Below are 19,763 nucleotides of genomic sequence, written 5' to 3' on the forward strand. Positions count from 1 at the left end.
TGCTGAACCAGCAGATTTTGCCGGTACTGAGCCAGCAGTTGCTGACCCATATGGCGGCGAAGCAGAAGCCACACACACTCACCCTGGGCTGGGATGATGACGAAGGGATTGTACTGGCGTTTAATGAGGCGCACGGAGGCTGAAATGCAGATTTGCATGATGGATTACGGCAACCTGTCGGCGGATGGCAAAACGGCGTACCTGAAATGCTACGGCATCGGGACGTTTGAAGTGCTGACAGGGGTGGATTTTTATATCAACAACCCTGACTGTGCCGACCATGAAAATGCTGCTATCCCGCCGGGGACTTACTGGGTGACCGACCGGCCTGCCGGCAGCTTGTATAACCGCGTCCGGGCAGAGGCGATTGATGCCTGGCATGGTTACCGAAATCATCATTCTGAATGGTTTGCCCTTTTCAGCGATAAAACCAAAAGAGATGGCATCATGGTGAATGGCCTGAACCGGACCGGATTTCGCCTTCATCCTCTGAACAGCGATGGCTCCGGTGAATCCTGGGGTTGTATCACCCTGCGCCGTTTCAGTGATTTTCAGCACCTGCGACGTCTGCTACTGCAGAGAGGAACCTTCCCGGTTCCTGGCGGCAATGGCCTGAAGGCCTATGCCCGTATCGATGTGCGTGGCACCCCGGACTACAGCCTGTGCGATAAAGAGACCGAAGAAAGAAAAGAGGCTGAGAAACGCCGGACACAGCAGGCTCTGAAAAAGCGAGCGGAGAATGCCGAATGAAAATCCTGCTGTTTATTGTGCTGTTCTGTAGCGGGATCCACTTCATTCCCGATGCATGGATTGCGGGTTTTGTGAAAGCCCATATCCCGATTAGTGGTGACGGAGAAGAAGCGATGGACAGCTTCGAGATGCATATCATCGTTATTAAAACAACGTTGTGTGCTGCCGGGGCGTTCCTCCTGATGAAGCTGCTTTTCTGGCTGAAAAATCACCAAAAGAAATAATCTCTTTCTCACTTTCTGTGCCAAATGCTGGCCCGCGCCAGCCCTGACGGAATAACCGAATACACAATGGAGTCAACGCCATGAGCCTGACGGATACCCTGAACACGATGGTGGCCACCGTCACCGGAAAAGCCCTGAACCGCTACCGCCTCGATATCCCTTCCTGTACGGCCGATATAGACGTGGAGGACTTCAGTGGTTCAGAAGCGATGAGCGAGCTTTACAGCTACACCATCAACTTCACCAGTACCGACAAGAACATTGATGCCCGCCAGATGCTGAGCAAGCCGGCGACCCTGACCATGGGCGCGGGCAACCTGCTTTCCCTGACGGAACGCAAGGTGGTTCACGGCGTAGTGACGCATTTTGAGCGTACCGGGGGTTCAGCAGATGAAGCGCAGTACTGCATTGTGCTGGAGCCGTTTCTGGCGTTGCTGGGCAATCAGTTCCGTACTCACCGCTTTTTCGTCAACAAGTCGGTACCGGAAGTGGTTGCAGAGGTGCTCACGGAACATGGCCTGAAAGACTGGGAGTATGAGTTTACCCTCAAAGCTGACTATCCAAAGCGTGAGCAGATTAACCAGTATCAGGAAAACGACCTCGCCTTCATTGAACGTCTGCTGGCGGAGGTGGGGATTTTTTACTTCTTCACCCTGCAGTCTGACACCCAGACCGAAGTGGTGCACTTTGCGGACAAGCAGAGCGCGTGGACGTTTGGTAAGAAGCTCCCGCTGAACAGCCCGTCAGGGACGAATGACAATGCGGCGGATTCGGCGTGGGACGTGCACGTCTGGCATAACGTGGTGGAACGCTCGGTCACGGCTGGTGACTACAACCACCGCGAAGCTCAGAATATTCTGACGTCCGTTCCGGCGGACATGACCCGCGGCGACGGGGAAGGGAACACCTACGGTGATGTGTATCACTATCGCCCGCGTCACCTTGAACGTGGCGACAAAATCACGCCGGCGGCAGAAACCGGTAACTTCTGGGCGCGTCTGGAACATGAACGCTACCTTTCCACCCAGACCACTGTAACTGGCAGCAGTACCGACCATACCCTGGGCCCGGCTCAGGTGCTGACTATCACCGAAACAGCTATCCCGCCGATGCTGCCGCGTGAAACCGAAAACGGTCTCGTCATCATCAGTGCCGGCTACTCCGCCAGTCGTCAGAGCGCGCTGAAGGTGGAATGGGCTGCAATGCCGTACTACGAGAACCGATGCTGGCGTCCTGCTGCTAAAAAGCGGCCGGTCATCAGTGGCACGCTGACGGCCCGGGTGACCAGCGCCAGAGAGAATGACATCTATGCCTGGCAGGATGAAGCGGGCCTGTACCGGGTGAAATTTGATGCTGACCGTGATGACAAAGGGCCGGGGCAGGAGAGCATGCCGGTGCGCTTTGCTAAGCCCTACGGTGGTGATAAGTACGGCTTCCACTTCCCGTTGATACAGGGCACGGAAGTGGCCATCGCCTTCCATGAAGGTGACCCGGACCGGCCGTATATCGCCCATGCGATGCACGACTCCCTTCATGTCGACCACGTCACCGAAGCCAACAGCACGCGCAACGTCATCCGTACCGCAGGCCTGAACAAACTGCGGATGGAGGATAAGCGGGGTGAAGAGCACGTCAAGCTCAGTACCGAGTACGGGGGTAAAACGCAGCTCAATTTAGGACACAACGTCAATGCTTCCAGGGTTCTTCGTGGCGAGGGGGCGGAGTTGCGCACTAACGACTGGGTCAGCGTTCGTGGTGGTAAGGGAGTTCTGCTTACTGCAGATGCTCAGCCTGACGTTGGCAGTAAAATGCTTGAAATGGACCGGGCTGTAGAACAACTGGAGCAGGCACTCACGCTGGCAAGAAGCCTCCAGGCAGCTGCGAAAGGGGCGCAGGCAACGGTATCCGACATCGATAGCCAAAAGACGCTTAACAGCTCACTGAAATATCTCAAAATGCCAGGAATTCTGGCCAGTGCACCTGCTGGAATAGGCATTCTAAGTCCTGAGACTGTTCGGCTTGCTTCGGGCGGGGCAAGTATTGGCCTGATGTCAGGTAAAAACACCGATATTAGCGCCGGGCAATCATTCACTGTAGCGGCAAGCGAGGCTGTAAGTTTGTTTGCACAGGCTGCGGGCATGAAAATGTATGCAGGAGCAGGGAAGGTTGATATCCAGGCACAAGCTGATGCCATGAATGTCTCAGCATTACAGGACATCACTGTCGCCAGTGGTCAGGGATGCGTGAAGGTGAATGCCAGCAAGGAACTGATTTTAAGTTGTGGTGGCGCTTATATAAAACTTAGCGGTGGGAATATTGAACTGGGATGTCCGGGGAATATTTTGCTGAAAGCGGCCAATGTTAATCAGACAGGTCCTGCCAGCTTAGATACACCGCCGGTGACTTTCCCGAAAGGGTACAGCGAAGGGTTTACCACAACGTCATCCGCCAGCGGAGCAGTCAAGCCTTTCACCACATATAAAATTACGACGGCTGAAGGTGATGTTTATGAGGGCATTTCCGGTGCAGATGGAGAGACCTCTCCAATATTTACGTCTATGCCATCGCAGTTAAAAATCGAATATCCGCGAAACGTTCCTGAAAGCCAGGAGGGCGAATAAATGACCACAGCGGTTTCCTCACTTTGTCGTAAAAATCCCCATGCTCCCTGTGAAGAGCAAATGCCATACTGGGTCGAATTTCAATTGGTTGATGAGCAGGGCGATCCCGTGGCGAATATGCCATGGATAGCCAAAAGTTCTCACCCTGTTTCAGGGCCAGTCGATAACTTTACGCATTCAGGTCAAAGCGATGCAAATGGACTTATTCGCATAGATATGCCGCATGGACTTGAGTTGAAACTGACACTTGACAGTAATCAACTGACAAAGGAAATGGAAAAGCGCGTTCTTCGTGTTGGTAGGGATCCTATAAAAGATTCGACCGTTCGTCCAGAAGCAGAGAAAAATGGCTATGTATGGCACTACGCTGTTGTGGGGGAACTATGTCATGAGCAACCTGATTTGCAATTAAGGGACGGGGAGGGATTGCCCTTATTCCATTTTCCCATGAGTAGCTCATTTCAGGGTGTTAAGGTCAGAACAAATGAACTTGAAAAACGTCATGTGATCGAAATTTGCCCGTTTAGAGCCTGGGAGTTAGTTCTCCATCATCAGAATGATTACTCTATGGCAAATGCCATCAATTTAGGATTAGCCTCAGATTTAGCTTATGATGATACAGACATCATCACGAAGTATTTTATTAATCAATGCCAGAACCTGTCGACTATACCCTCCCGAAAAATTGGGAAATCGATTATTAATGCTTTAGTTATCGATATTCCATATTCTGATCGATATGCTGCCCCTGTCGGTTTTGATTCAGCTAAAGCAGAAGAGCCTGAAGGTGATACGCAGTTTTATTATGTCTACAATAAGAATAAAATAGTTATAGCGTGGCGCGGAACTGCTAGTCTGACTGATGGGATAACGGATGCCTCATTTAGGCCTGTAGAGTCCGATAGCTGCAATATCAAATCAGAATGTACTTCATTAGTTCCTATGGGGAAGGTGCATACGGGATTTTGGGCAGGCTATACCTTAATTGAACGAATGTTTGAAGAACAGCTTCGTGAACTAGCCAGACAAATATTGGGTAAAGATTTATTCATTTGTGGTCATAGCTTAGGAGGATCGCTGGCATTAATTCATTCTGCTAGGTTAAAAAATAGGAACCCACTTCTTTACACATACGGTATGCCAAGAACGTTCACTAAAAATGCTGTAGATGCATTATCAAGTATTATTCACTATCGGCATGTAAACGATCAAGACCCGGTACCATCAGTTCCACCTGAAGCTGACTTGGATAATCATTTATATAAGTTATGGGGGCCTTTGGGAACAACGCTTGGTTTTTTATGGTCTGTCGTTGAACTTACGGCCTGGCAAGTCGTAGAGTGGGGTGACTGTTTTTGGCACCATGGGAATACGGTCGTATTTTTAACCACTACGCAAAGTAGAAAATGGCAACAGTGTAGTATTGAGCTTCCATACCCAAGAAATTGCATGACCATTCAGGCAAGACTTCCTGAAAAAGTTAAGCTCTATCTTGTCCCTTCGCTGGCACTTCAGGAAGCTAAGCAATCTGGGCAAGATCAAAAGGATTTTAAAGCTTCACTTACTAAGGAAGATCTTCAAGAATTTTTCCCCGAAGGTATGAATCCAAATAGAGGGATGCCTGCGAATGTTGGAAATCATCTTCTGACATCCTATATGCCCTATATAAATAATAAATTGTTAGGATTAGCTTATGAAAAAGGGTTAAGCGATGGAAAGAGCTTCACTGAGCATGCCGATAAAGTAGCATCCTTCAATTTACAAATGGACCACTATTCAGGTGAAATCCCTAAGAATGAATTTGACAGGAATAAAAAGTTTCTTTCGATCGAGGATTTGCTAAAAAATTCGCTTAGCTCAACCATCTCTGCCGCATCCGGTTGCGATGCTCTTAAAAGATTTGGCCATTATGGTGAAGAGGATATAGAAAATGTATAAGAGATTAAATTCATTCGTCTTGCTCCAGTTTGTTTTATTGCTAAATGGATGCGCTCAGGCAACCGACAGAACATTATCACCACCATCGAATACTGAATGGGTAAATGTCGAGATAAAAAACCCTTCGGTGTATACAAAACCTTTTCCCCTTGAAGTCCTGTACATATCAATGACGTGTAAGCGAAAGCTGATGAGTATGCGAGACGGCCAGCACTATGAGAAGGTGGGATATAATCCCATAAAGATCCCACTTCAGAAACAAGATGACTCTAATACATGGCTTGCAAAAATAGCGAAGAATGGTGGTGGTAAGTGTAACTGGAAACTGAGTGAATTTAATCTGGGCATTGAATATATTGATGCAACTCACCTTGGTAAGGGGTTGGCGCTGGGGACGGCTGTTGGTGCTACAATTGCATTTGATGATAACGCAATAAAAAGTGGTCGGTTTGATGTATTTAAAGGTTCTGAACTCGTTTTATCTCCTGTGTACTACCCTTTGATAGATAGTAATAAAGATATTGACGTGAATGACACTTTAAATTTATTTGGTAAAGTCAATTTTGTGAAAAAAAGGATAGTCTCTACTGCCAAAAACGTCTCGATTAAATTCGAGCCAACAGTTGATGAGTCTAAAGTGGTCAGGATGATTGCTCCAACAGAACAAAAAGTTGGAGTGTACTATAAAATTATCTACCCTGATGGCTCGGTTGTATCTGATGGAACAACTCACCCTGATGTAAACAGGTTGAAGGATTAATTTATGTGTAAGGGGCTAAATAAATTATTCCTCTGCACGCTAATGTCCTTTATTGTTAGTTGTGTCAGTGCAGATGATCGTACACTGTCACCCCCACTAAATACTGCCTGGGTTAATATTGAGATAAAAAATCCTTCTGCGTATACAAAGCCTTTTCCTCTTGAAGTGTTGTATGTATCTACGACTTGCAAGCGTGAGTTGATGAGTATGCGGGATGGTCAGCATTATGAGAAGGTGGGACTCAATCCAATAAAAATACCTCTTCAGGAAAAGAACTCATCCGGTGTATGGATTGCAAAAATAGCAAAAGATGGCGGTGGTAAGTGTAGCTGGAAACTGAGTGAGTTCAATTTGGGTATTGAATATATTGATGCTGCTCATCTCGGGAAGGGGTTGGTACCGGGAACTGCAGTTGGCGTAACAATTGCGTTTGATGATAATGCAACAAGAAATGGTCTGTTTAAGACGGTTCATGGCGATATTAATTTGTCACCAATATATTACCCATATATAAGGGAGAGGAAATTAAACTCTACTGAAACTAGTTTGTCACTTTTAGGTGAGAGAAATTTTATCTCCTTGAAGGCGGATGGGACTAATAAGGTTAGTTTTATCCCTAGGTTAGATGAATCAAAAGTCACTCGGTATATTGGAGTGGCAAAGAAGGAGCCTGGCTCATACGCGAAGATAATTTATCCGGATGGAAGCGTAGCGCCAGAAGGTACAATAATTCCTGATTTTAATAAAATCAATGCAAACTAGGGTGTGTCCCGTAACTATTTTTTGTACAATCTGACTCGTTACGATTTCCCTGATGATGCATGGGCGCAGGGAAAGATCACGAAAAGTACATTTTACATACTAAAAATGTACAGTTTTCACTCAGATAAATGCCGTTCATAACGGTGAAAGAACTATCATTTAATTTTTATTTGTGATCAAATTCTCCCGAATGAAATAAGGAGAATAAATATGGATATTGCAAAAATCATGGAGCACATCACTGTCATTCCTGATTACAGAAAATCCTGGAAGGTGGAGCATAAATTATCTGATATTTTGCTGTTGAAGATATATGCTGTTATTTATGGTGCTGACGGTTGGGAAGATATTAAGGATTTTGGTGAAACCCATCTTGATTTTATGAAAAAATATGGCGATTTTGATAATGGTATTCCAGTCCACGACTCGATTGCCAGAGTTGTGTCCTGTATCAGCCCTGAAAAATTTCATAAATGCTTTATTAACTGGATGCGTGACTGCCATCCGCGAAATGTTACTGATAATCAGGAGGGCGAATAAATGACCACAGCGGTTTCCTCACTTTGTCGTAAAAATCCCCATGCTCCCTGCGAAGAGCAGATGCCCTACTGGGTCGAATTTCAATTGGTTGATGAGCAGGGCGATCCTGTAGCGAATATGCCATGGACTGTGGAAAGTGCTCATCCTGTTTCCGGGCCGGTGGAGGGATTCACTTATTCTGGTCAGAGCGATGCTGACGGGCTAATCAGGGTCGATATGCCGCACGGTCTGGAGCTGAGGCTGACGTTAGATGGCAATCAACTGGCTACGGAAATGGAAAAACGTGCCTTGCGTGTTAGCCGCGATGCGGAAAATGATTCTGTTGTGCGTCCTGAAGCTGAAGAGAAAGGGTATATCTGGCATTATGCCGTTATCGGTGAACTTTGCCGGACGCTTCCTTCTGTTGAGTTAAGAGATGGGGAGGTCTGGCCGCCATTCCATTTCCCCCAGAATAAAATTATGAAAGGGGTAGTAATAAGAACCAATCAGCTTGAAAAGCGACACGTTATTGAAATATGCCCCTTCAGAGCCTGGGAGCTTGTTTTGCATCATCAAAAGGACTATTCCATTGCGAATGGAATTAACCTTGGGGCAGCAGCAACGCTTGCCTATGCAGATGACAGTACTCTGGATACGGTGTCAATTACGCGCTTTTTTATTAACCAGTGTCAGGATCTATCCCGCTTACCTCAGCTTTATAAAGACGGCTCTGCATGGAATACGTTAGTACAGGATGTTCCCTTTAGTGAACGATATCATCCCCCGGTATTTATGGATACCTCACGAGACACTTCGCCTAAAGTAGACGAGAAGAATCCACATGGAACAGCACAGGTAGAGAGCGATATTGCTGCAACAAAGGCAGACGGTGATACGCAGCTTTATTATGTTTATAACGCGGATAAGGTGATTGTTGCCTGGCGTGGAACGGCCAGCTTGTTTGATGTAGGAACGGATCTTGCGTTCAGACCGGTAAATTCAGAATTATGCGATATAGATAAAACCCAATGTACTAGCTTATTACCCGCGGGGAAAGTGCATACAGGGTTTTGGAGCGGATATAGTCGCGTTGAGCGATTATTCTCCAAGGAAGTAAAAATACTCAATGACTTGGCTGAGCGATTGGATGTATTTATTTGCGGTCATAGTCTTGGCGGCGCTTTGGCATTGATTCAGTCCGCAAATTTAAAGATCTATAATCCTCTTTTATACACCTATGGAATGCCACGAACTTTTACACGTGATGCTGTGATGCAATTGTCGGAGATTACCCATTTCCGTCATGTTAATGATAATGATCCTATTCCAGCCGTACCCGCAGAAGCCAACCTGGATAACGAGTTATATAAATTATGGGGATGGTTTGGTGGGACGCTGGGCTTTTTCTGGTCATTGGGTGAGCTTCTGGCTAACCAGATGGTTACCTGGGGAGACTGCTTCTGGCACCACGGCAATACGGTTGCCTTTCTCACGGCCACCCAGAGTCGGGAATGGAATGAGTGTAAGAGAGACCTACCAACGCCGGCAGGGTGTATTACCATCAGAAATCCACTACCACTAAAGGCTAAGCTTTATCTGGTGCCCGCTCTGGCGGAACAAGAGATGCAACAGGCCGGGAAGAAACAGAAAGAATTTAAAGCGTCATTGACGCAATCGGATTTAAAAGATTTCTTCCCTAAAGGCAGCAACCCGGATAGAGGGATTAATTTAAATATTTTTGAACACTTTATGACATCCTATATGCCTTATATGTATAACAAGCTCTTAGAGTTGATTGATAACGCCGGTATAGTGGAAAAGCGCACATTTACTGAGCATCGGTATAACGTTGATTCATTCAGGGAGCAGATGGCAGAAAATAAAAATGATATACCGACTGATGAATTATCCAGAAATGAAATGTTCCTTAATATCGAAGGTTTGTTGGGAGTGTCGCTGACTCCAACATTATCTATGCCGTCTGGCAATGATACGCTTTTGCGGTTTGCTCAATATGGTGAAGAGGTGATGGAAAATGTATAACCAATCAAAAATTACTCTGCTTTCCCTGGTGTTGTTTACTGTGGCGGGTTGCAGTATGAGCCGGGCCGTAAACAAAACGTTATCCCCGCCGGCGGATACAAAATGGGTCAATATTGAAGTAAAAAACCCGTCTCAGTATACAAAACCCTTCCCGCTGGAAGTCAGATACATCTCGTATGAATGCATGAAAAAGAGAATCAGTGGCTTTGATGGGTCTGTTATCACAGAACCCAGCTACAACGTTATTGGGATCCCCATGCAGCAAGAGAGCGGGGATATCTGGAAAGCAAAAGTGGCCATGACTGGTGGCGGTTCATGCAAATGGACGTTGAGCGCGGTCAATTTAGGTATCGAGTATATAGATGCTATACATCTTGGCAAAGATCTTGTTCCTGGTACGGCGGTAGGTGTGACCCTCGCCTTTGATAATGATGCTTCTCGTAATGGACAATTTACCTTTGTCACTGGAGATGTAGATTTATCTCCTAAATATTATCCTTATATAAGAGAGAAGAAAATGGGGGGGGTAGAGAATAGCTTATCTCTATTTGGTAAGAAAGACTTCCTATCATTGCGTGTTGGTGAGATTAGTTCCGTGAAATTTTCCCCTGAAATAGATGAGGGAAAAATAACAAGGTTTGTCGGGTTAGAAAAAAAAATAAAAGGTAAATATCCAAAAATTATTTATCCAGACGGGAGCATTGCACCTGAAAGAACGCTTTTCCCTGATTTTGATAAAGTCGATAAAATGAAAATTAACTGATTATTTTTTCTATCGAGAGTGAAATATGGCAAAAGGTCTGGTTTTACTTGGTGACAAAACGTCTCATGGCGGGAAAGTGATCTCCGCTTCTACCAATATTACAGTCGACGGAAAAAAAGCAGCATTAGTCGGCGACATGGTGAGTTGCCCGATTGAAGGTCATGGCACTAATCCAATTGTAGAAGGATCTCCGAATCGCACTTTCAATGGTCATGCTGTTGTTGTCGATGGTTGTAAGTGCCAGTGTGGCTGTACGGTAATTTCAAGTGCGATGAACAGCACGGTAGGGTGATAAATGGGCTGGGAAAGGTCGAAAGCAACAACAATGGAGTTACCTCCTGAACCCTCTTTTATGGGGTGGTTTTTAGCTGGAGGTGCTGCCGTCGTTGTGGGCGTGCTGCTGTTTATCCTCCATGCTTCCGGCATGGTTAAGACTTTGGCAGCATTCAATATCTGGTGGCTGGCGTCCAGCCCTGTTATTGGCTGGTTTTTTCTGTTTTGTCTCCGGGGTTGGTTCTGGGGCAGAACTGTTGATGAGCATCATTTTTTGCAGAAGGAAGCTGAATATGGGCAACATCAATGGGAAGCCTGGGCAGGGCGTTATCTGGCCGTGCTTGGCAGCAGTATACTGTTACCTTCAGGCGTGACCTCCGATGCTATCGCGAAATCAGAGGCATCAGACGCGCCGCAACTTCTTGCTCTGTCCAGCCATTTTGACGCTCAACCTGTAACTTGCAGTTCTTTGTTAGAGTTGGGGCTGGCTGGTGTGCAGAACGCAATCGCGATACTACCCGCTACAGTACCGCTTAACATCACTGTTGTAAGCGACGCCATTTCTGCGGATTCTGATTCTCAGTTTCGCAAAGCCTGGGGAAGCATATACCCTGATCGCGCCATCACTGGTTCCGTTTCTTTTTGTGAAGCCCTTTCTTTTTCCTGGGTCGAAGAACGTCTTAAAACCCCGGTTCTGAATATCGATTTGCTCCTGGTATTGCAGACGGATGGGGCTGAGCGATATTCCGATTCACTGGCGAGTATGCTTCTTACCAGTGATGATGTGGCCGAAAAATATCAACTTCCTCATTCAGCCCGCATTTTGCGACCGATGCTGCTGGATATGGCTCATTTCAACGCTGATATGGGATTGTTTCTGGAAACACAAACGATCGCCTGCCAGACATCAAAAGTGTTTTGTGACAGCGCCTCCTGGAATGAACAGTTTGCTGACGTAATGACAGCGGCTCAGATGTATCAGACGCCGTGGGTGCCTGAAGAAATCGATGTACTGGAAAAATATAACGGTATCCCGGGTGCTGGCAGCGCCTGGCTACTGGCGGCGCTGGTCTCTGATATCGTGGTTATCAGTAAAACACCTATTTTAGGACTGTTTACCTCAGGAACTGACCATTTCGTCAGTACTGTTACCCCAGGGAGTAAAAATAATGATGCCGGGTAGCTCATGGAGCAGAGGGGGGCTTGCAGGTATTGTGGCCTTCATTTCGTTAATTATTCTGGGCCTGATCCTTCATTTTGGCCCCCAGTACGGTGTTGATACTCACCTTAAGCAGGCACTGGTATTTGCTGCGGCCTGGATTGCATTACTTATTATTCGTTATATCCCGTTCATATTCCGGTTTATGCGGGAAAAATATCACCGCTGGCAGGAGCAGAAAAATAGCGCCCTGCCGGGTGATGAATCGAGACTTCCCAGGACAGCTCCCCGGACCGTCACCGTCCTAGAAATCCGCGAGACGATGCGTCACCTCTATGGTCGCCGCTGGGGCCGTAAAGTCCGTATTCTGCTGATAACCGGTACCGTTTCTGAGGTGGAGCAACTGACGCCGGGCCTGACCACGCAACTCTGGCAGGAAGACAGGGGCACTTTATTGCTGTGGGGCGGTGACCTCAATACCCCGGCAGACAGCCAGTGGCTGACCGCGCTGCGTAAACTGCGCCACCGTCCTGCCGACGGGATGGTATGGGTGACCGCTGCGTTTGACCAGTTGGCGGCCCCGGACCTGCCGCAACCGCTGCCGGCGCCTTCTGACAGCGCGATGGATATGACCATCCACGCCATCAACAGCCGGATGGCGGCGCTGGGTTGGCAACTGCCGTTGTATGTCTGGTCACTGCACCCGCGTGCCGGTAGGCAGGAAGGGCGCATCACCCAGGCCACGGGGTGCCTGTTGCCGGCCGGGTGCAACACGGCGGTGCTGAACGGGCTGCTCCAGACCCTCTCTTCAACGCTTATCGGGCAGGGGGTTCAGCAGATTTGCACGTCAGTACGGCATCATTTCCTGCTGACGCTGGCCGACCAGCTTATTCATCACCCTGAAAGCATGACCGCGCCCCTCGCGGCGATGCTCAATCCGTACCGTCCTGTACCGCTGGCTGGCGTGGTGTTCAGTCAGCCGTCTGCCGGTGCTGAGCGCGCTGTAAAACATCACTGGGGCATGGATAACCGCTGGGATGTCCTGCCTGATTCGGTACGCGGGCTGCCGGCTGGGCTGCGGCCCCGTAAACCGGGCATCAACTGGCAACGGGCGATGGCGTTCTCGCTGGCGCTGCTGATGCTGTTGTGGGGCGCCTGGATGGTGCTCTCCTTTACCAGTAACCGCCAGTTGATTGCCAGTGCGCAGCAGCAGGCCTCGCAGGCCTTACAGCAGACGCAGTCGCTGGCCGGGCGTCTGCATGCGTTGCTGGAGCTGCAGAAAACGCTGGGGCGTTTACAGTACCGTTCAGTTCATGGCGTACCGTGGTATAACCGCGCGGGACTCAGTCAGAACAATGCGTTGTTGGCCACACTCTGGCCGCGCTACAGCAGCAGCGCACAGCCGCTGCTGCGGGATGCGGCGGCGGCCCATCTTCAGCAACAGCTCGGCGCGTTTGTTCAACTGCCGCCGGACAGCCCGCTGCGTGAGCAGATGGCTAAATCCGTCTATAACCAGTTGAGGCTTTACCTGATGCTGGCCCGTCCTGAGCATATGGATGCGACATGGTTCAGCCCGTCGTTATTACATGACTGGCCGCAACGTGAGGGGCTGGAGGACAGCGAGTGGCAGGGCATTGCCCCGTCGCTGCTGTCGTTTTATGGCGCGCAACTGACAGCGCATCCGCAATGGCGTCTGTCAGCGGATGAGAATCTGGTCAGTCAGACGCGCGCCCTGCTGGTCAGGTTGATGGGCATGCGTAACAGTGAATCGTCGCTCTATCAGAAGATGCTGTCACAGGTGGCGAACCTGTATATGGATATGCGCCTTGAGGACATGACCGGGGAGACGGATGCGGCCCGTCTGTTCAGTACTTCTGAGGTGGTGCCGGGGATGTTTACCCGTCAGGCCTGGGAACAGGCGGTGCAGCCGGCGATTGATAAGGTGGTGAAGGCGCGCCGTGATGAGCTGGACTGGGTCCTGACCGACAGCAAACAAAAACCGCAGCAGGAAGGTTCGCCGGAGGCGCTGAGGCAACGGCTGACGGAACGCTATTTTGCTGATTTCGGCGGGGTATGGCTGGCGTTCCTCAACAGCCTGCGCTGGCAGCGCGCCGCCACTCTGTCCGACGCCATTGACCAGCTTACCCTGATGGCCGATGTGCGCCAGTCGCCCCTGGTGGCGCTGATGAACACCCTGAACCGTCAGGGACGCACTGGACAAACCGGCGAGGCGCTCGCTGATTCGCTGGTGAAATCAGCGAAGGATCTGCTGGGCGGGAATAATAAAAACGTCATTGACCAGAGTGCGGGCGTCCACGGGCCGCTGGAGGCGACTTTCGGTCCGGTGCTGGCGCTGATGGATAAAAACCAGCAGGGGGAACGGGCCCAGAGCCTGCAGGCTTACCTGACCCGCGTCACGCAAGTGCGTCTGCGCCTGCAGCAGGTGACCAATGCGGCGGATCCACAGGCGATGACTCAGGCTCTGGCGCAGACGGTGTTCCAGGGGAAGGCGGTGGATCTGACTGAAACCCGTGACTATGGCAGCTTAATTGCGGCCGGGCTCGGCCAGGAATGGAATGGTTTTGGCCGTACGGTGTTTGTCCAGCCGATGGAGCAGGCCTGGCAGCAGGTGTTGTCACCGGCGGCTGACAGCCTTAATGCCCAGTGGCAACAGGCGGTGGTCAGTGACTGGAACAGTGCTTTCGGCGGTCGTTATCCCTTTAATCAGTCCAGCAGCGAGGTGTCCCTGCCACTGCTGGCGAAATACCTGAACGCCGATTCAGGGCGTATTGCACAGTTCCTGCAGACCCGTCTCAAAGGCGTGTTGCATCGTGAGGGCAGCCACTGGGTGCCGGACAGTATTAACGCGCAGGGACTGACCTTTAACCCAGCATTTTTACAGGCAATGAACACCCTGAGTCATATTTCGGATGTGGCCTTCACCGAGGGCAATGCCGGGATGAGTTTTGAATTACGTCCGGGCACCTCGGCGGAAGTGATGCAGACCGATATGATAATCGACAGTCAGAAACTCACCTACGTTAACCAGATGCCACAGTGGAAACGCTTCACCTGGCCTGCGGATACTGAAGCGCCGGGCGCCACCTTAAGCTGGGTCAGTACTCAGGCCGGTACCCGTCAGTACGCGGACCTGCCGGGCGCCTGGGGCTGGATACGCCTGCTGGATACAGCCCGGGTCAGCGCGTATCCCGGGGTGGACAGCAGCTACAGCCTGCGCTGGGAAGCGCCGGACGGGCGCAGTCTCAATTACACCCTGCGTACCGAAGCCGGCGAGGGGCCGCTGGTGCTGCTCAAATTGCGGAGTTTCCGCCTGCCGGAAAATATTTTTAGTGTGGCCGCATCGCCGGATCCTGCTGACGTGGCGGACACCGGGGAAACAGACTGATGCCATTACTGGATGTTCTCTGCCGGGCGTCAGGTATGCGGCTGATACCTGGCCGCTTCAGTTACCAGTCAAAAAGGTTTTCCGCATTTTTGACCGGCCACGCCAGTGACCGGGGGGGATAACCACAAATATTGCATGGCTGTGTTTATAAAATATGAATGTTCTCAATGGAATGACCGAGATGAAGAGGGCGCCGGTATGCCCGTCTGAACCATGATCAGCGGAAGTGGGGGGCGGTGAATCAGGGAAAGATTACGAAAAGTATAAAATTTGTTCGCTCATGCCATTTTTTTCACATTTATGGATTGTTAATTAACCAGTCTCTCAGCATGGTTGATTTTTGCTCTTATGATATATATTATAAATAGTGAATTATTGGAATCATATATTTGTTTTTTTATATTTAATAATATAGAACTTCATGATCTTTCCCTGAAGTACATGTATTTAACCGTCCTGATTTTTATTACAATCCTGAACCTTATTTAAGCAATGACAGTATTACTGTCTGTGTGGATCACCCTAATTTCAAAAAATATTATGTCGACATTGCTTCTTTCACTGAAAGGGCATAACACTTCCGTCCAGGATAGTCAGAGTATAAATAATTAAAACTGTCAGGCTTTTATTCTTATTTATGTTGACCTTACTGGTTTCTGTCGATGAGTTATTACCCACTTCTCTTTCAGTGAGGTGGTGAATTGATATTTCTGCGAGGCTCGTTATTTTTATGGACGATTTAACCCTGCGCTATTATGACGCTGAAATGCGTTACCTGCGTGAAGCAGCCAAAGAATTTGCCCGGGCCCACCCTGACCGGGCAGCCATGCTTGATCTGGACAAAGCGGGGACCCCCGATCCTTATGTCGAACGCCTGTTCGAGGGGTTTGCTTTCTCGATGGGGCGGTTGCGCGAGAAAATTGATGATGATCTGCCGGAGCTGACCGAGGGGCTGGTCAGTATGCTGTGGCCGCATTACCTGCGGACCATTCCCTCCCTGTCGGTGGTGGCTTTCACGCCAGCCCTGTCGTCGATGAAAATGGCGGAATATGTCCCTGCCGGACTGGAGGTGTATTCCCGACCGGTTGGGCCGAAAAATACCGTCTGTCGCTACCGAACCACCCGCGACATGATGCTCAGTCCACTCAGTGTGTCGGGGGTGAGCATGACCACCGAGCCTGACGGACGTTCGCGGCTGGTGATGCGCTTTGCCTGCAGCGAACAGGCCGACTGGTCACAGGGCAGCCTGCGTCGTCTGAGCCTGTATCTGGCGGCAGAAGCGCCGGTGAGCAGCCATCTTCACCTGATGCTCACCCGACGGCAGGCGGCGATGTATCTGCGTCTGCCCGGACAGGCTGATCGTATCCGTCTCGACGGTTACTTCTCGCCGGGTGGTTTTGCTGAGGAAGAGGGCCTGTGGCCGAAAGGTGACAGCGGCTTCAGCGGTTATCAACTGCTGCTGGAATATTTCACCTTCCGTGAAAAATTTATGTTCGTCCACCTCAACGGGCTCGACAGTATCACCCTGCCCGCCGGGGTGGCGTTCTTTGATCTTGAAGTGGTACTGAGCCAGTCATGGCCGTCTGATTTGCCGGTCACTGATGAGGCGATTCGCCTGCACTGCGTGCCGGTGATTAATCTGTTCACTCTGGAGGCAGACCCGCTGACCATTTCCGGGCTGGAGTGTGAGTACCTGCTGCGTCCAAAACGCCTCCAGGACGGACATACCGAGATTTATTCCGTCGATTCGGTGACGGGATCGGGGCGTACCGGCGAGGCTGAATATGTTCCCTTCAGCAGTTTTCGTCATAAAGGCGGGATGATGCGCCGTCAGGCGCCGCCACGTTATTACCATACCCGGGTGAAGCGCGGCGTCACTGGCCTGCATGATACCTGGCTGATACTGGGTGGCCATCAGTGGGAAGATGATCGCGCTTTCGCCCGGGAAACGGTGTCATTACGTATTACCGGTACCAATGGTCAGTTACCGCGACGCGCCCTGCAAAGTACCCTGCTTGACCGCTGTGAGCAGGTGGTGCAGACCCGCGTCTCGGTCAGGAATCTCTGCAAACCCACCCTGCCGGTTTATCCGCCAGCGGAAGACCGTTTTCACTGGCGCGTCCTCAGCCACCTGGGTTCCGGGTTCCTTAACATGATGAGCAGTGCGGAAGTTCTGCGCGGGACGCTGGCGCTCTACAACTGGCAGGACGACGAGCTGAATAACCGCCGGCTGGATGCCATTCAGCAGGTCCGGCAACACCGTATTCAGCGCTTTGAAGAAGGGTTCCTGCTGCGGGGGCTGGATATTGAGGTCACGATTGATGGTAACGGTTTTACCGGCGAGGGCGATATTCATCTGTTCGGCGAACTGCTGAACCGCTTCTTTGCTCTCTATACCGACATGAATCAGTTTAACCAGCTCACGCTGATTGTTCAGCCAGAAGGAAAATGTATCCGGTGGAAAGAGAATCACTGTCCGCGCCTGCCAGACTGATGGAACAACTGGGCGACCGGTTGCCGTACATCAACTTTTATCGCTTCTGTCAGTTGCTGGAGCAGAGTCAGCCCGATAAACCGGTTATCGGCAGTGACTGGCAGGTCCGTCATGAGCCGGTACGTTTTCGCCCTCATCCGGGAATGGGATTCCCGGCGGCGGAAATCAAAAGGCTGGAACCGGCAGGGCACCCGCACCTGCCGCCCTCCGTCAGGGTGACCTTTATGGGGCTCTACGGGGTGGAGTCGCCACTGCCCACGCACTATGTCGACGATATCGCGCAGCGCCGGGAAGGTTATGAAGCCACGGCAGACTTTCTCGATATCTTCAATCACCGCCTGACAGCCCAGTATTACCGCATCTGGCGTAAATACTCTTACCCGGCGACCTTTGAGGCCGGAGGGAAAGACAAAACGTCACAGTATTTGCTGGGGCTGGCTGGGCTGGGCATTGATGGCTGTGCCGGCAATATCGCCACGCCGGTATCCCGTTTTCTGGCACTGCTGCCGGTGATGCTGCTTCCGGGACGGACAGCTGAAGGAGTGGCATCACTGGTGCGTCTGCTGGCGCCGGATACCCGGGCGAAAATCTGGCACCATGACAAACGTCGGGTGCCACTGAAAAAACCGCTGGCCATGAGCGTGCGTCAGCCGGTCAGTTTGCAGGGACGTCCGGTGATGGGCGCGTATGCGACGGATGTGAACAGCCGGGTGTTAATGCGCCTCACCACCGTGAATCCGCGGGAGATTCAGGGCTGGCTGCCTGGCGGTGACCTGCATACCGACCTGATGGCGTTGCTGCATGTTTATCTTGGCGCCCGGCTGGACGTCCGCCTGCAGTTATGTGTGAAGCGGAGTTTGCTGCCTGATGCCAGGATGAACAGCCAGGCGGATGCGTCTGGGGGGCAACTTGGGCGTACGGCGATAATGAAACCGCTCAGCACCGGTGCGGTTCAGACAGACAGGACAATTATTATCAATCTGGGGTGTTATGAACGCGTTCAGGAAAATATTCACCGAAGGGAGAGCGATGAAGATGGCGATTACCGCTGGTAAAACCCCACTTCTTATTCTGGTATCCGGTCTCACTCTGCTACTCGCAGGTTGTGGGCTGACTCAGAAAGTGACGGATGGCACCGTGGCGGTGACCAAATCCATATTTTATAAGCAGGTGAAAACCCTGCATCTTGATATCCGGGCGCGTGAGGCAGTCAACAGCAATGCCCGTGGTGTTGCGCTTTCCACTGTGGTCCGCATCTATCAGTTAAAGGAGCGGAAAGCGTTTGACAGTACGGATTATCCGTCGCTGTTCGCAAACGACAGTCAGGCCATTAAAGCAGATTTGGTGGCTGAAAAAGATATCCGTCTTACTCCCGGCGGGGCGGTAATGGTGGATATGCCGATGGAGGAAAGTGCGCAGTATGTGGCGGTGGCAGGGATGTTTATGTCGCCGGATCAGGTGAATAACACCTGGCGGGTGGTGCTGAGCCGTGACGACCTCGATCCGGATAAACCCCGCGTTATCGAAGCGGGAAACAACAGGCTGACGCTGAAACCCGTAAAAGAATAACGAAATGCCACCTCTGGCGCTTTATGCGGCCCGTTACGGCAACCTTACTCAGTCATGCCGCCGCCCGGACAAACGCCAGGGAAAGATTACGAAAAGTATAAAATTTGTCCACTAATGCCATTTTTTGCACATTTATGGGTTGTTAATTAACCAATTACTCATGGTGGTTGATTTTTGCTCTCATTATATATTTATAAATATTGAATTATTGGAATTATGTGCTGGTTTTTTGTATTTTATGATATAAAACTTCGTGATCTTTCCCTGGGACAAACGCAACCCGCCGGGCGGCGCCACACGGTTGATGAGGCGCTGAAAGGCCCGGTCTGGTGCGCCATGGCAGCGAATGTATGCCGCAGGCAGGATACGGCGGCGGCATTGTAAACAGCGATATTATTTCGACAGTCAGCCCCGATTCAGGGCGTTGTTATCATCCGGAACACGGTTATCAGGTACAGCATGTCAGCAAAAACACAGTTTCT

The 19,763-nt window shown here is 50.4% G+C and carries 14 protein-coding genes and 1 pseudogene; all 15 read left to right on the forward strand.

Annotated features, from left to right (window positions below):
- The first annotated feature begins 144 nt into the window (after window positions 1-144).
- Window positions 145-750, forward strand: coding sequence for a DUF2778 domain-containing protein (locus EH228_RS01720; RefSeq protein WP_152319977.1), 606 nt, complete (start codon window positions 145-147; stop codon window positions 748-750).
- Complete coding sequence (locus EH228_RS01725; protein WP_152319978.1) at window positions 747-974, forward strand: hypothetical protein; 228 nt, start codon at window positions 747-749, stop codon at window positions 972-974. The genes EH228_RS01720 and EH228_RS01725 overlap by 4 nt, the downstream gene beginning before the upstream one ends.
- Before the next feature lie 80 nt (window positions 975-1,054).
- On the forward strand, window positions 1,055-3,595 hold the full coding sequence (locus EH228_RS01730) for a type VI secretion system Vgr family protein (RefSeq protein ID WP_152319979.1): 2,541 nt from the start codon (window positions 1,055-1,057) through the stop codon (window positions 3,593-3,595).
- On the forward strand, window positions 3,596-5,533 hold the full coding sequence (locus EH228_RS01735; protein WP_152319980.1) for a lipase family protein: 1,938 nt from the start codon (window positions 3,596-3,598) through the stop codon (window positions 5,531-5,533). It begins immediately after the preceding gene.
- Window positions 5,526-6,293 (forward strand): hypothetical protein, encoded by a 768-nt coding sequence (locus tag EH228_RS01740; protein WP_152319981.1) that lies wholly within the window; start codon window positions 5,526-5,528, stop codon window positions 6,291-6,293. The genes EH228_RS01735 and EH228_RS01740 overlap by 8 nt, the downstream gene beginning before the upstream one ends.
- A 3-nt stretch (window positions 6,294-6,296) precedes the next feature.
- Entirely contained in the window at window positions 6,297-7,055 is a 759-nt protein-coding gene (locus EH228_RS01745) for a hypothetical protein (RefSeq protein WP_152319982.1), read from the forward strand.
- A gap of 210 nt (window positions 7,056-7,265) precedes the next feature.
- Window positions 7,266-7,577: pseudogene (locus EH228_RS01750) on the forward strand (ISAs1 family transposase); the annotation flags it as partial.
- Window positions 7,578-7,595: 18 nt separating this feature from the next.
- Window positions 7,596-9,617, forward strand: coding sequence for a lipase family protein (locus EH228_RS01755; protein ID WP_152319983.1), 2,022 nt, complete (start codon window positions 7,596-7,598; stop codon window positions 9,615-9,617).
- Window positions 9,610-10,380, forward strand: a complete 771-nt coding sequence (locus EH228_RS01760) for a hypothetical protein (protein WP_152319984.1) — start codon at window positions 9,610-9,612, stop codon at window positions 10,378-10,380. Before EH228_RS01755 ends, EH228_RS01760 begins: the two co-directional genes overlap by 8 nt.
- A gap of 25 nt (window positions 10,381-10,405) precedes the next feature.
- The gene (locus EH228_RS01765; protein ID WP_152319985.1) at window positions 10,406-10,672 is read left to right on the forward strand and encodes a PAAR domain-containing protein; all 267 of its coding nucleotides are present in this window, start codon (window positions 10,406-10,408) and stop codon (window positions 10,670-10,672) included.
- Window positions 10,673-10,732: 60 nt separating this feature from the next.
- Window positions 10,733-11,836 (forward strand): hypothetical protein, encoded by a 1,104-nt coding sequence (locus EH228_RS01770; RefSeq protein WP_240116210.1) that lies wholly within the window; start codon window positions 10,733-10,735, stop codon window positions 11,834-11,836.
- Complete coding sequence (locus EH228_RS01775) at window positions 11,823-15,218, forward strand: ImcF-related family protein (protein ID WP_152319987.1); 3,396 nt, start codon at window positions 11,823-11,825, stop codon at window positions 15,216-15,218. The genes EH228_RS01770 and EH228_RS01775 overlap by 14 nt, the downstream gene beginning before the upstream one ends.
- Before the next feature lie 730 nt (window positions 15,219-15,948).
- Window positions 15,949-17,712, forward strand: coding sequence for a type VI secretion system baseplate subunit TssF (gene tssF, locus EH228_RS01780; protein ID WP_152319988.1), 1,764 nt, complete (start codon window positions 15,949-15,951; stop codon window positions 17,710-17,712).
- A complete protein-coding gene (gene tssG / locus EH228_RS01785) occupies window positions 17,667-18,767 on the forward strand; it encodes a type VI secretion system baseplate subunit TssG (RefSeq protein ID WP_152319989.1) in 1,101 nt (366 codons plus the stop codon). Before tssF ends, tssG begins: the two co-directional genes overlap by 46 nt.
- A complete protein-coding gene (tssJ, locus tag EH228_RS01790; RefSeq protein WP_152319990.1) occupies window positions 18,748-19,281 on the forward strand; it encodes a type VI secretion system lipoprotein TssJ in 534 nt (177 codons plus the stop codon). The genes tssG and tssJ overlap by 20 nt, the downstream gene beginning before the upstream one ends.
- Window positions 19,282-19,763: the final 482 nt, after the last annotated feature.

Origin of the sequence: Erwinia endophytica, assembly GCF_009295515.1 — a bacterium.
GTDB lineage: Bacteria > Pseudomonadota > Gammaproteobacteria > Enterobacterales > Enterobacteriaceae > Erwinia > Erwinia endophytica.

What these genes read in the sequence shown, in the direction of transcription:
- EH228_RS01765 (WP_152319985.1), top strand. Translation starts at nt 10,406, where the DNA reads ATGGCAAAAGGTCTGGTTTTACTTGGTGACAAAACGTCTCATGGCGGG.
- EH228_RS01740 (WP_152319981.1), top strand. Translation starts at nt 5,526, where the DNA reads ATGTATAAGAGATTAAATTCATTCGTCTTGCTCCAGTTTGTTTTATTG.
- EH228_RS01775 (WP_152319987.1), top strand. Translation starts at nt 11,823, where the DNA reads ATGATGCCGGGTAGCTCATGGAGCAGAGGGGGGCTTGCAGGTATTGTG.
- EH228_RS01730 (WP_152319979.1), top strand. Translation starts at nt 1,055, where the DNA reads ATGAGCCTGACGGATACCCTGAACACGATGGTGGCCACCGTCACCGGA.
- EH228_RS01770 (WP_240116210.1), top strand. Translation starts at nt 10,733, where the DNA reads ATGGGGTGGTTTTTAGCTGGAGGTGCTGCCGTCGTTGTGGGCGTGCTG.
- EH228_RS01735 (WP_152319980.1), top strand. Translation starts at nt 3,596, where the DNA reads ATGACCACAGCGGTTTCCTCACTTTGTCGTAAAAATCCCCATGCTCCC.
- tssJ (WP_152319990.1), top strand. Translation starts at nt 18,748, where the DNA reads ATGGCGATTACCGCTGGTAAAACCCCACTTCTTATTCTGGTATCCGGT.
- EH228_RS01755 (WP_152319983.1), top strand. Translation starts at nt 7,596, where the DNA reads ATGACCACAGCGGTTTCCTCACTTTGTCGTAAAAATCCCCATGCTCCC.
- EH228_RS01725 (WP_152319978.1), top strand. Translation starts at nt 747, where the DNA reads ATGAAAATCCTGCTGTTTATTGTGCTGTTCTGTAGCGGGATCCACTTC.
- EH228_RS01745 (WP_152319982.1), top strand. Translation starts at nt 6,297, where the DNA reads ATGTGTAAGGGGCTAAATAAATTATTCCTCTGCACGCTAATGTCCTTT.
- tssF (WP_152319988.1), top strand. Translation starts at nt 15,949, where the DNA reads ATGGACGATTTAACCCTGCGCTATTATGACGCTGAAATGCGTTACCTG.
- tssG (WP_152319989.1), top strand. Translation starts at nt 17,667, where the DNA reads ATGTATCCGGTGGAAAGAGAATCACTGTCCGCGCCTGCCAGACTGATG.
- EH228_RS01720 (WP_152319977.1), top strand. Translation starts at nt 145, where the DNA reads ATGCAGATTTGCATGATGGATTACGGCAACCTGTCGGCGGATGGCAAA.
- EH228_RS01760 (WP_152319984.1), top strand. Translation starts at nt 9,610, where the DNA reads ATGTATAACCAATCAAAAATTACTCTGCTTTCCCTGGTGTTGTTTACT.